Origin of the sequence: Microbacterium sp. TPD7012, from assembly GCF_003075395.1 — a bacterium.
Taxonomy (GTDB): domain Bacteria; phylum Actinomycetota; class Actinomycetes; order Actinomycetales; family Microbacteriaceae; genus Microbacterium.
In genome coordinates this window covers 59,278-71,106 of sequence record NZ_QDFV01000005.1, presented here as the reverse complement: position 1 = coordinate 71,106, position 11,829 = coordinate 59,278, and the positions used below count along the sequence as shown (strand labels likewise).

Sequence of the window (11,829 nt, the reverse complement as noted above, 5' to 3'; positions counted from 1 at the left end):
GGGTCTTGTGCAAGTCCGGCAAACGGGGTTACTCTCTGCCTAACTAATAGTCGTTAGGCAGATGATGACCCGAGCAACGATCCTCTCCGAGGCCCGCACGATCTTCGCGCGCCAGGGGTACGCCGAGACGAGCCTGCGCGAGATCGCCGAAGCCGTCGGAATCAAGACGCCCTCTCTCTACGCGCACTTCTCGAGCAAGGAGGAGCTGTACGAGACGGTGTACGCCGAGGTCGCCATCGAGCACACGGCGTTCTTCGACGATCTGGCCCGCAGCAGCGGCGAGCTCGAACCGCTGGCCCGCCTGCGGCACATCCTCGGCGGCATCGAGGCCTACTACCGCGACCGCCCTGACCTCGCCGAGTTCAGTCTGCGCGCGGCGGTGACCGAGTACGGCCCAGGCGGTCAGCACCTGCGCGAGATCTTCCTGGACGCGGAGTCCGGACTCGCCACCGCTGTTCGTCAGACCTACGAAGCCGGTGTCGCCTCGGGAGGGTTCGGCGCAGGCGACGCGGAGGGCTTCATCGCCCTCGTGTTCGTCATCATGGACGGCCTCTTCCTGCAGCTGACCCACTACACGCCCGAGGTCTACCGTCAGCGCTTCGAGCAGGCGTGGCGACACCTGTCCACCGTCATCTCCGCTTGAGCCCGCGGTGCCGTGACGATGCGGCGCCCGACACCTCGTGAAGGAACCTCATGATCCCCTCCCTCCGTCCCGTCGATGAGCCCGTGCGCATCACGGTCATCGCACCGGTGGTGCTGCCGGAGGACAGCGATGACTTCTTCCCTGTCGTCGAAGGCGTCGTCTTCGATCACCGGTCACTCGCGGCCGGGACGGACTCGATCGAGAGCCGATGGGATGATCAGTTCTCCGTTCCCGGAATCATCGACGCCGCTATGCGCGCCGAGGGCGCCGGGGCCGAGGCCGTGATCATCGACTGCATGGACGACCCCGGCCTGGATACCGTGCGCGAGGTCGTCCGCATCCCGGTGGTCGGCCCGGCCGAGGCTTCGATGCACCTCGCGTTGTGCCTCGCCGGCCGGTTCACGATTCTGACGACCGCAGACGAGGACATCCCCGTCGTCCGTGAGATCGTCGAGCGCAATCGTCTCGAGCATCGCAGCGCGTCGATCCGAGGCATCGGAATCTCCCCGCTGCAGTTGCACGAGGATCCCGAGAAGACGTTCCGGCGATTCGCTGAGGTCGCCACCATCGCCGTCCGCGAGGACGGGGCCGAGGCGATCATCGCCGGCTGCACCCTCCTCTCCGATCTCATCGACCGGCTGTCCGAGCATCTGGTGGACGTGGGCCTCGACGTTCCCGTGATCGACCCTCGGCAAGCTGCCGCCCACCACGCGCGGATGCTGGTGCGTCTCGGCCTCTCGCACAGTGCGGTCTCCTACCCAGCGCCCCCGCCGACACCCATCGTCTGGCCCGGGCCGGAGATGCGGTTCGGCGTCGCCGGCTTCGAGAGGGGTGACAGCTGATGCACCTGCGTGTGATCAATCCGACCGTCAGCACCGAGCGCGAGGCCACGACTCTCGCCTTGCTCACGGGGGCGGCCGCATCTGGCACCCGGGTGTCCGCGGCGACTCTGCCCGCCGGCGTCGCGTCCATCGAATCGCGGCGAGACGACGCGCTCGTCACTCCGTGGGTCCTGCGCGCGGCGCGGGAGGCGGAGGCCGACCGATGCGACGCGATTCTGGTCGACGACATGCTCGATCCCGGCGTGCACGCGGCCCGGGAGGTCGTCGATGTGCCCGTCCTCGGCTCGGCAGAGGCGTCGATGCACCTGGCCGCCACGCTCGGGCACCGATTCGCAGTGATCACCGCCACCAGGAGCACCTGCGATCCGGTGATCGAGCACGCGCGACGTTTCGGCGTAGCGCCGAAGTTGACATCGACCCGTTCGCTCGACATCCCGACCGCGGAGATCGGCCGCGATCCCGAGGCGGCCCTCGCATCGATGGTGCGGTGCGCCCGCGCGGCCGTCGAGCTCGACGGGGCCGAGGTCATCGTTCTCGGGCTGACTGGCGTCGGCGGCCACGCCCCCGCTGTAACCGCTCGACTCGCCCAGGACGGAATCGACGTGCCTGTCATCGATCCGTCGGTCACGGCTTTGCGGATGCTCGAGTCGATCGTCGAGATGGGCTTGCGCAGCAGTCGCCGTACTTTCGCCCGCCGACCCGGAGCCACGAGCTCCTGGCCGGAACCAGCAGGAGCCGGCGACGCCCGGCCGATGGTGTGAGAAGCAGGACCCTGATCCGCTCTGCGCGTCGCCCGAAGGAACCCGAAGTCCCGGGCGCCGCGCAGAGCCCCTCTCGAAGGAAAGACAATGACCACTGACGACTACGAGCACGGTGTCGTGCCCCAGGACCAGCGCAAGGGTTGGCTCTCGATCGCGACCATCTGGATCGCCATCGGCATCGATCTCTCCGGCGCCTTCCTCGGCGTCGCGCTCGCTTCCGGCATGGCGTTCTGGCCGGCCATCTGGGCGACGATCGCCGGTTCGCTCCTCCTCGGACTCATCGCGATCGCGACGTCATACGTCGGCGCTGTGACAGGGCTGTCGAGTGCGATGATCTCGCGCGCCGTGTTCGGCAAGGTGGGAGGCGGCATCCTGGCCTTCGCGATGTCGATCAGCCTGCTCGGTTGGTTCGCGGTGCAGGCCGGCTTCTTCGGCACGAATGCCCAGATTGCCTTCACCGAGTTCACGGGCATGGACATCCCCGTGCCGATCTTCACCGGAATCGGCGGTGTGCTGATGGCGGTCACGGCGTTCTGGGGCTACCGCTCGATCAACAAGCTCAGCATGCTCGCCGTTCCGCTGCTCCTCCTGCTTCTGCTCGTGAGCATCGTCGTCGCCTTCTCCATGAACGGTACGGCGGCTCTCGACGCCCCGGTCGAGAGCCTGTACAGCTTCGGCGGCGCGATCTCCCTGGTGATGAGCCTCTTCATCCTCGGCGTGGCCACCGCCCCCGATATGGCGCGCTGGGCGAAGACCCCGAAGCACGCCATGCTCTCCGGGTTCGTCGGCTTCTTCTTCGGCAACTCGATCATCATCGTCGTCTCGGTCGTGCTCGCGCGGATCATGGACGGCACCGAGCTCATGGCGATCTTCTTCGCGCTCGGCCTCGGCGCCGTCGCTGTGGTCGTGCTGATCCTCGCCCAGTGGACCACGAACACGACGAACCTGTACTCGGCGGGTCTCGCGTTCGCGGCCATCAGCGCCCGAATCGACCGCCGTACCGCCACCGTCGTACTCGGCATCATCGGCATAGCCGTCGGCGTGATCGGTGCCGCGGACTATTTCGTCGAATTCATCCTCGTGATCGGCATCGTCATCGCGCCGTTCGGGGGTGTCTACGTCGCAGCGTTCGCCTCCGGCCGCAAGGGGCCTCGCTGGGCACATGGCGCGGCCGTCCCCACGGTCGACGTCTGGTCGATTGCAGCGTGGCTCGTCGGCATCCTCGTCGCGGTGGCGACGACGGATCCGAGCCACGGCCCGGGTTTCGGCTGGTTCACGTTGACGGCGGTCCCGGCTCTCGACGGGATGATCGTCGGCTTCCTGGTCTACCTCGCGCTGGTCCCACTGCGTCGGAAGGTGGACCCGGATGCCGCAGCATCCGCCCCGGTCGCGAGCGAGGAACAGCCCGCCCGCCTCGACGGCGGGGTGAGCGCATGACGGGCGCGCAGATCACCGAAGGGGACATCGACGAGATCGCCCTCGGCGCCGCGGTGCTCGGCACCGGAGGCGGGGGAGACCCGCACGTCGGGTCGCTGATGGCGAAGCGCCTGATCCGCCTGCACGGACCGGTCGCCCTCCGCGCGGTCGACGACCTCACCGACGACGACTTCGTGATTCCGATCGGCGGCATCGGCGCGCCGTCGGTGAGCGTGGAGCGGATCCAGGCGGAGTCGGAACTGCTCGCAGCGCTCTCCGCGATCGAGCGTGCCGTCGGCCGCCGCCCCACCGCGGTGATGCCGATCGAGGTCGGCGGCGGCAACTCGATGATCCCCATCGCGACGGCTGCGCTCGCCGGTCTTCCCGTCGTCGACGGCGACGCGATGGGCCGGGCGTTCCCCGAGGCGCAGATGGTGACCTTCCATCTCGCGGGATACGGACCCGGCGCCACCGTCATGGTCGACCATCACGGCAACGAGGTCGTCAGCCGGCCGGTCGACGGCGCGTGGTCCGAGCGCATCGCCCGCGCTGTGACGGTCGAGATGGGGGGAGGAGCGACGATGATCGACTACGCCTACGGCGGCGACGTCGTGCGGGAGTGCGCGATCCCCGGCACCCTCACCCTCGCGAAGCGCATCGGCCGCATCCTGCGCGGACGGGATGCCGGGGGCAACGCGCTCCGCGACGACGAGCGCATCGACGCCCTGTGCGCCGATCTCGACGCGGTGCGCCTGTTCGAGGGCAAGGTCGCCGACCTGCAGCGCGCGGTCGACGGCGGGTTCACCCGCGGCGCCGCCGAGCTCGACGGCGTGGGAGCAGACCGGGGGAGCGCGTTCCGTCTCGACTTCCAGAACGAGATGCTTCTCGCGCGTCGTGACGGCGCGCTCGCCGCGGTCACGCCCGACCTGATCACCGTGCTCGACCTCGCCACCGGGATGCCGATCACCACCGAGTCGCTGCGCTACGGCGCCCGCGTCGCGGTGATCGCGATCCCGTGCCACGAGAAGTGGCGCACGCCGATGGGGCTCCTCACCGCAGGGCCTGCGCACTTCGGATATGACGTCGACTGGATCCCGGTCGAGGACATCCCCCGCCCCGGCAAGGGGCGGGACGCCGAAGGGAAGGCCGCCTGATGGTCGGGTACCGGATCGGGATCGACGTCGGCGGAACAAACACGGATGCCGTGATCCTCGACGACCGCCTCTCCGTCGTGGCCTCGGTCAAGCGTCCGACGACCCGCGACACCGGCGAAGGGGTCGCCGATGCGATCGACGCCGTGCTGGCGGCATCCGGCGTCGACCCCGCCCTCGTGGCGCACGCGATGCTCGGCACCACGCACTGCACCAACGCCATCGTCGAGCGCCGCGGACTCGGTCGTGTCGGCATCCTGCGTCTCGGAGCCCCGGCGACGACCGCCGTGCCGCCGCTCGAGGGCTGGCCCGCCGACCTGCGAGAGGCGATCGGCGACCACGCGTACCTGCTGCCCGGCGGATTCGAGGTCGACGGCCGTCTGCTGGCTCCGCTCGACGAGCGGGCGGTTCGCGAGGCGTGCGCTCGCATGCGCGGTGAGGTCGACGCCGTGGCGGTCGTCGGAGTGTTCTCGCCCATCGACGAGAGCCAGGAGGAGCGCGTCGCCGAGATCGTCGCGGAGGAACTGCGAGTGCCGGTCTCGCGTTCGGCGCGCATCGGCTCGCTCGGACTCCTCGAGCGCGAGAACGCGACCGTGCTCAACGCGGCGCTCATGCAGACGCTCACCCGGATGGCCGGCGGTTTCGTGGCGGCGCTGCGTGCGCGCGGCATCCCGGCGACGCCGTACTTCGGCCAGAACGACGGCACGCTCATGCAGCTCGAGTACGCGCTGGAGTTCCCGGTGCTGACGATCGGCTGCGGGCCGACGAACTCCATCCGCGGGGCGGCACATCTCTCGGGGGCGACGGACGCGCTCGTCGTCGACATCGGCGGCACCACGACCGACATCGGAGTGCTCGTCGACGGCTTCCCTCGTCAGTCGGCGCACGCGGTGGAGATCGGCGGCATCCGCACGAACTTCCGGATGCCGGATGTGCTCTCGGTCGGACTCGGCGGCGGCACGATCGTCCGCACGGACGGCAACAGCGTCACGGTCGGCCCCGACAGCGTCGGCTACCGTCTCCCGGAGGAGGGGCTCGCCTTCGGCGGCTCCACTCTCACCGCGACCGACATCGCGCTCGCCGTCGGCGGCGCGGAGATCGAGGGGCTGACCGCTCCGGACGTCGAGGCAGGTCTCGGCTCGGTGGCCTGGGCGGCGATGCGCGCGATCCTCGAGGACTCGATCGACCGCATGAAGCCGAACGCCGCCCCGGTGCCGGTGATCCTCGTCGGCGGTGGAGGCATCATCGCGCCCGCCGAGCTCGAGGGGGTCTCGACCCTGATCCGCCCGGATCACTTCGGCGCGGCGAACGCGGTCGGTGCCGCGCTGGGCGAGGTCGCGGGCCAGATCGAGAAGATCTACCGCGCCGACCCTTCGGACCGTCGTGCCTCGCGAGCGGATGCCGCCGCCGAGGCGACCGAGCGGGCGAGGCTCGCCGGTGCCGACCCCGCGACGATCGAGGTGGTGGCGGTCGAGGAGCTTCCGGTCGCCTACTCCGACGGGACCGCGGTGCTCATCCGCGCGCGAGCGGTGGGGCGGCTGGCAGCCTGATCGCTCACCGCAGTGTCAACCCCATCGCCCTTCCTTCTCGTGTGCTGCTGAATAGCAGGACACGAGAGACGAGCAGTGAGGAGCATCACATGGTGCAGATCATCGAGACCATCGACGTCGACGTTCCCGTCGACGTCGCATACAACCAGTGGACCCAGTTCGAGAGCTTCCCGAAGTTCCTCGACGAGGTCGAGTCGATCACGCAGACCGGCGACACCCACACCCACTGGAAGGTCAAGGTGGGTGGCATCGAGCGCGAGTTCGACGCCGAGATCACCGAGCAGCACCCCGACGAGCGCGTTGCGTGGACCAGTACCGGTGGCGAGACCGAGCACGCGGGAGCGGTGACGTTCCACAAGCTCACCGAGACGTCCACGCGCGTGACCGTGCAGATCGACTGGGAGCCGGAAGGGCTTCTCGAGAAGCTCGGCTCCCTGGTGGGAGCGGGCTCGCACGCGGTGAAGAAGGACCTGAAGAACTTCAAGGAGTTCATCGAGGGCCGAGGCGCCGAGACCGGCGCCTGGCGCGGTGACGTCGAGGCCTGACCGCCCGGCGGTATCGAGGCCCGGCTGCAGCTTCCTGCTGCATCCGGGCCTCTTCTGTGCGCGCACCTAGGCATCGGCATCCGAAAGATAGGGCATCCGCCCGATCCGGCCGGTGCACCTCAGAGCGGAGTGTAGGGATACAGCGAACCGCCGAGGAGAAATCATGTTCGAGCACCCGTATCTCAGCCACCAGGTCACCACCTTCGAGCAGGAGCAGGTCGTACGCGCCGCCGAGCGGCGTCTCTTCCTGCAAGAGCACGCCGACCAGATCGTGCCGCGTCCGGCGGGCGCGATCCGTCGGATGCTGCACCGGATCGTCGCCGGGCGGACCGATCCGGCGCCGCGCGCGGCGCAGCCGGCCACGAGCGTCCGATCGGGGAGCGCCCGCGCCCCGAAGGCCCGCGCCGTCGAGGACTGCGTCCGCGTCGGATGCGAGACGGCGACCGCGACAGCGCGGTGACCGTTCCGGTGGACGTCAGCGCACCGTCTCTGCCGGGAGCGGACGCGACCCCGGATGTCCCCGGGGAGTGGCACGATGTTCCCATGCCCTCGTCCGCTCCGAGCGTCGTGATGGTCGGCCGCGACGCCGACCTGGCCGAGGTGCGCCGTCTGTTCGACATCGCGCGCGACGGCGTCCCCGCCGCCCTCCTGGTCGAGGGCGAGGCCGGCATCGGCAAGTCACGGCTGCTCCGCGAGTTCGGGGTCGAGATCGACCGCACCGCCGATGTGCACGTCGGCTGGTGCCTCGACCTCGGCGCCTCTCGCACGCCGTACGGCCCGCTCACCGGCATCCTCCGTTCGATAGTGACCCGCATGGGAGTCGAGCGCGTCCGCGACGCGGTCGGCGTGGGCGTCGAGGCACTCGGCATGCTGCTCCCCGAGCTCGCGTCGGGTCCGACCGATCGCGAGCGCACGAGTCCGGAGCGCCTTCGCGACGCGATCGCCTCGCTCATCGAAGCGGCCGCGGAAGCCGCTCCGCAGGTGCTCGTCGTGGAAGACCTGCACTGGGCCGACGAGTCCACGCTCGCCATCCTCTCCTTCCTCCTGCGCGCCCTGAGCCGCGGGCGCATCCTGCTGCTGATCACCTGCCGCACCGACGACGTGCGCCGCGGCGATGCCGTGAGCCGTTTCATCGGCGAGGCCACGCGTTCGCGCCTGCTCGAGCGGCTGCCCCTGACCCGGCTCGACGAAGACGCCACGCGCCTGCTCGCCGAGCAGATCACCGGGCATGCGATCAGCGAGACCGCCCTCGAGCGCATGCAGGAGCGCGCGGAAGGGGTCCCCTTCTTCATCGAGGAGATCGCCGGATGCGCGAAGGGGTCGCTGCCCGACAGTCTCCGCGATCTGCTGCTCGCGCGGTTCGACCGCCTGGGTGACGACGCACGGCACGTCGTGCAGGTCGTCTCCGGTGCCGAGCGGCCCCTGTCGCATCCGCTGGTCGTCCGCCTCGCCGATCTGCCCGAGCTGCGGCTGGAAGACGCCCTGCGCGAGGCCACGCGCAGCGGCATCCTCGTGGTCGTCGACGACGACTACCGGTTCCGGCACGCGCTGCTGCGCGAGGCCGTGCACGACGATCTGCTCCCGGGCGAGCGGGCCCGGCTGCACCGCGCCTATGCCGAGACGCTCGAGGCCGCGTGTGCGGGCACCGACAGCGGCGACGCCGCGGCCCTGGCGTATCACTGGCAGCTCGCGCAGGACGACCGTCGCGCGCTCATCGCCGCTGCGCACGCGATGCGCCATGCGAAGGCCCGGTACGCCTTCGCGAGCGCCGCCCGCTTCGGTGAACTGGTCCTGGAGCTGTGGCCTCAGGTGGCGGATGCTCCGGATGCCGCGGGCATCGAGCGCCTCGAGCTCCTGCTGATGCTCGGCTCGATCCTCCGCAACGCGGGGGATGGCGAGCGTGCGCTCTCGGTCGTGAACCTGGCGCTGGGCGAGCTCGACCCGATGACCGTCGACCAGCGCCTGCACGCGCGTCTGCTGCGCGACAAGGCGTACTACACGATGAATCTGGGCCGTCCAGGGGCGATCCCGCTGCTGCAGGAGTCGCTGGCCGTGCTCGGCGACCGTGCCGACGACGACCGCCTTCGCGCGACGATACTGAACACGCTCGCGAGTCGGCACATGATCGCCGGTCACCTCGATCTGAGCTTCCGGCTCGGTGTCGAGGCCGGTGAGATCGCCCGACGTGCGGAGTCGGACGACGAGGCGTCGATCGCCGCGAACGTCCGGGGAGCGTCGCTGTCGCACCAGGGCCGCATCGAGGAGGGCTCCCGAGAGTACGAGCTCGCCAGGACCCTCGGCCGCGGATCGACCGCCGAACTGAAGTACCGGGTGAACTACTCCGACCTGCTCACGCTGCTCGGTCGCTACCGTGAGGCCGTGCAGCTGGCCGAGGAAGGGCTGGCCCGCTCGCGCACCTACGGGGTCGAACGCACCTCCGGCTCGGTGATGACGCAGAACATGGCCGTGCCGCTGCTGGAGCTCGGTGAGATCGAGCGCGTCGAGGAGATGCTCGCCCGCGAGCTCGCGCAGAGCACGCTGCGCGTGTTCCGCATGTACACCACGATGACGCGCGTGCGTGTGCTGTCGTGGCGCGGACGACACGAGGAAGCCGCCGAGCTGCTCATCGAATCCCTGCCGGCCTTCCGCGAGACGGGCACCGTCGAACGGCAGATCTGGTACGACATCACCGTGATGCAGGTCTCCGTCGCCGAGAGCGCCGGAGACCTGGACGGTGCTCTCGACGTGATCCTCGCGATGCTGGCCGACGAGGGGCCGGCACTGCTCCACCAGCGTCGGATCCTGCTCCAGTCCGGGTGGATCATCGCCGAGCTGCGTGCCGCCGGCGAAGACGTCGGAGCCGCGGTCGAGACGATCCGCGCGGCGTGGGCCGCCCAGACCTCGGAGCTGCGCGTCTCGGTCTGGTCCGACATCCTGCACGCATTCCTGGAGCCCACGGGCGAGGCGCTCGTCGCGGCGGTCGCGCTCGCCGACGGCGACGACGTGCCGGTCGTCTTCCGTGCCGCGGCGCGGCTCGAGCTCGCTCGCCTGCGCGTGAGCGAGGGAGACCGCACCGGGGCCGCACGGGGGCTCGCCGAGGCCGCCGACATCGCCGATCGCCTCGGGCACGTGCAGCTGCAGCGGTCCGTCGCGACCTTCGCCGACGCTGCGGGGCTCAGCACCTCTCCCTCCGCGACGGATGCCGACCTCCTCACCGCCCGGGAACGCCAGGTGCTCGAGCTGATCGCCGAGGGGCTGAGCAACCGTCAGATCGGCGAGCGGCTGTTCATCAGCGTCAAGACCGTGAGCGTCCACGTGTCGGCGGTGCTGCGCAAACTCGGCGTGAGCACGCGCACGGAAGCGGCCCTGATCCAACAGAATCCGAGGTTCACTGCTGCGCGTCAGCCAGCCGTGGTACCTTGAGCAAGCGCGCGTGTCGGATGTTCCGACTCGGCGTAGGCCGTGAGAACGGCTAAGTCAACAGAAAGTAGAAACACATGGCCACTGGCACTGTGAAATGGTTCAACGCGGAAAAGGGCTTCGGCTTCATCGCTCCCGATGACGGCTCGGACGACCTTTTCGCCCACTACTCGGCTATCGCCGGCTCCGGTTTCAAGGAGCTCCGCGAGAACCAGAAGGTCGAATTCGACGCTGAGCGTGGCCCCAAGGGCATGCAGGCGGCGAACATCCGCGCTCTCTGAGCGCGCGCTGACTTCCTGAACCGGTCGGGTCCTTCGGGGCCCGGCCGGTTTTTCGTGCGCCGGCTTCGAACGTCGGCCTCGGGACTGAGGCTTGCCTAACTTTCTGTTAGATTAGGCCAGGCTTACCAAAGCCTCGGCGCGGATCCCGCGCCGGACCCCCCTCATCCCGAACCCGAAGGGAACGCCTGTGCGCACCTCCCGTCTCCTCGCCATCGGCGCCGCGGCCGCACTCGCCGTCGGCCTCGCCGCGTGCTCGTCCAACGCCCCGGAGTCGACCGCCTCCGCCGGCGGCAACCCGGCATCCGACGATGCGTTCCCCGTCACGGTGGAGCACGTCTACGGCGAGACCACCATCGAGAAGAAGCCCGAGCGCGTCGCGACGGTCGCCTGGGCCAACCACGAGGTGCCCCTCGCCCTCGGCATCGTGCCCGTCGGCATGAGCAAGGCCGCCTGGGGCGACGATGACGACAACGGCATCCTCCCCTGGGTCGAGGAGAAGCTCGACGAGCTCGGCGGTGAGGAGCCCGTGCTCTTCGACGAGACCGACGGCATCGACTACGAGGCCGTGGCCGACACCGCTCCCGACGTGATCCTCGCCTCGTACTCCGGACTCACCCAGGAGGAGTACGACACCCTCTCCAAGATCGCTCCCGTCATCGCCTACCCCGAGGTCGCCTGGGGCACGCCGGTCGACGAGATGATCGAGATGAACGCGAAGGCACTCGGCCTCGAGGCCGAGGGCGAGGCGCTGATCGAAGACCTGCACGCCGACGCGGATGCCGCGCTCGAGGCGAACAGCGCGCTGTTGGACAAGAAGGTCCTGTTCTCATACATCGACCCGACCGACCTCAGCCAGGTCGGCTACTACACCGCGATCGACACGCGCCCGGGCTACATCCACGAGCTCGGCCTGCCGTTCCCCTCGATCGTCGAGGACAACGCCGACAGCGATCAGTTCTACCTCACGGTCAGCTCGGAAGAGGCCGCGAAGTTCGACGACGTCGACCTCTTCATCACCTATGGCGACGATTCGATCATCCCGCTGCTGCAGGCCGACCCGCTGCTGTCGAAGATCCCCGCCATCGCCGAAGGGCGCATCGCGGTGCTCCCCGACTCCTCGCCGATCGCGGCATCCGCCAACCCGTCCCCGCTGTCGATCCCGTGGGGTCTCGGCGACTACCTCGCCCTGCTGGCGGCTCCGCTGGCCCCATAATCCCACG

The 11,829-nt window shown here is 69.4% G+C and carries 11 protein-coding genes; all 11 read left to right on the top strand.

Going from position 1 to position 11,829, the window contains the following annotated elements:
- The first annotated feature begins 64 nt into the window (after positions 1–64).
- The 11 genes from DC434_RS14605 to DC434_RS14555 all read left to right on the top strand — a co-directional run bounded on the left by DC434_RS14605 (position 65) and on the right by DC434_RS14555 (position 11,822).
- Positions 65–643, top strand: coding sequence for a TetR/AcrR family transcriptional regulator (locus DC434_RS14605; RefSeq protein ID WP_165808084.1), 579 nt, complete (start codon positions 65–67; stop codon positions 641–643).
- Between the two features lie 50 nt (positions 644–693).
- The gene (locus tag DC434_RS14600; RefSeq protein ID WP_116636040.1) at positions 694–1,485 is read left to right on the top strand and encodes an aspartate/glutamate racemase family protein; all 792 of its coding nucleotides are present in this window, start codon (positions 694–696) and stop codon (positions 1,483–1,485) included.
- Positions 1,485–2,246: an aspartate/glutamate racemase family protein gene (locus tag DC434_RS14595; protein WP_116636039.1), complete on the top strand. Its 762-nt coding sequence runs from the start codon at positions 1,485–1,487 to the stop codon at positions 2,244–2,246. Before DC434_RS14600 ends, DC434_RS14595 begins: the two co-directional genes overlap by 1 nt.
- An 87-nt stretch (positions 2,247–2,333) precedes the next feature.
- A complete protein-coding gene (locus DC434_RS14590; RefSeq protein WP_116636038.1) occupies positions 2,334–3,683 on the top strand; it encodes a cytosine permease in 1,350 nt (449 codons plus the stop codon).
- Positions 3,680–4,816, top strand: coding sequence for a DUF917 domain-containing protein (locus tag DC434_RS14585; RefSeq protein ID WP_116636037.1), 1,137 nt, complete (start codon positions 3,680–3,682; stop codon positions 4,814–4,816). The genes DC434_RS14590 and DC434_RS14585 overlap by 4 nt, the downstream gene beginning before the upstream one ends.
- Entirely contained in the window at positions 4,816–6,363 is a 1,548-nt protein-coding gene (locus DC434_RS14580; protein ID WP_116636036.1) for a hydantoinase/oxoprolinase family protein, read from the top strand. Before DC434_RS14585 ends, DC434_RS14580 begins: the two co-directional genes overlap by 1 nt.
- An 89-nt stretch (positions 6,364–6,452) precedes the next feature.
- On the top strand, positions 6,453–6,908 hold the full coding sequence (locus tag DC434_RS14575) for an SRPBCC family protein (protein WP_116636035.1): 456 nt from the start codon (positions 6,453–6,455) through the stop codon (positions 6,906–6,908).
- Between the two features lie 163 nt (positions 6,909–7,071).
- Complete coding sequence (locus DC434_RS14570) at positions 7,072–7,368, top strand: hypothetical protein (RefSeq protein ID WP_116636034.1); 297 nt, start codon at positions 7,072–7,074, stop codon at positions 7,366–7,368.
- A gap of 83 nt (positions 7,369–7,451) precedes the next feature.
- Positions 7,452–10,331 (top strand): AAA family ATPase, encoded by a 2,880-nt coding sequence (locus tag DC434_RS14565; protein ID WP_165808083.1) that lies wholly within the window; start codon positions 7,452–7,454, stop codon positions 10,329–10,331.
- A 74-nt stretch (positions 10,332–10,405) separates the two neighbouring features.
- Positions 10,406–10,609, top strand: coding sequence for a cold-shock protein (locus tag DC434_RS14560; RefSeq protein WP_017831237.1), 204 nt, complete (start codon positions 10,406–10,408; stop codon positions 10,607–10,609).
- Positions 10,610–10,796: 187 nt separating this feature from the next.
- On the top strand, positions 10,797–11,822 hold the full coding sequence (locus DC434_RS14555; RefSeq protein WP_116636032.1) for an iron-siderophore ABC transporter substrate-binding protein: 1,026 nt from the start codon (positions 10,797–10,799) through the stop codon (positions 11,820–11,822).
- Positions 11,823–11,829 lie beyond the last annotated feature (7 nt).

Bases quoted from the DNA above. Each gene is read 5' to 3' on its own strand.
- DC434_RS14605 (WP_165808084.1), top strand. From the start codon at position 65: ATGACCCGAGCAACGATCCTCTCCGAGGCCCGCACGATCTTCGCGCGC.
- DC434_RS14600 (WP_116636040.1), top strand. From the start codon at position 694: ATGATCCCCTCCCTCCGTCCCGTCGATGAGCCCGTGCGCATCACGGTC.
- DC434_RS14595 (WP_116636039.1), top strand. From the start codon at position 1,485: ATGCACCTGCGTGTGATCAATCCGACCGTCAGCACCGAGCGCGAGGCC.
- DC434_RS14590 (WP_116636038.1), top strand. From the start codon at position 2,334: ATGACCACTGACGACTACGAGCACGGTGTCGTGCCCCAGGACCAGCGC.
- DC434_RS14585 (WP_116636037.1), top strand. From the start codon at position 3,680: ATGACGGGCGCGCAGATCACCGAAGGGGACATCGACGAGATCGCCCTC.
- DC434_RS14580 (WP_116636036.1), top strand. From the start codon at position 4,816: ATGGTCGGGTACCGGATCGGGATCGACGTCGGCGGAACAAACACGGAT.
- DC434_RS14575 (WP_116636035.1), top strand. From the start codon at position 6,453: ATGGTGCAGATCATCGAGACCATCGACGTCGACGTTCCCGTCGACGTC.
- DC434_RS14570 (WP_116636034.1), top strand. From the start codon at position 7,072: ATGTTCGAGCACCCGTATCTCAGCCACCAGGTCACCACCTTCGAGCAG.
- DC434_RS14565 (WP_165808083.1), top strand. From the start codon at position 7,452: ATGCCCTCGTCCGCTCCGAGCGTCGTGATGGTCGGCCGCGACGCCGAC.
- DC434_RS14560 (WP_017831237.1), top strand. From the start codon at position 10,406: ATGGCCACTGGCACTGTGAAATGGTTCAACGCGGAAAAGGGCTTCGGC.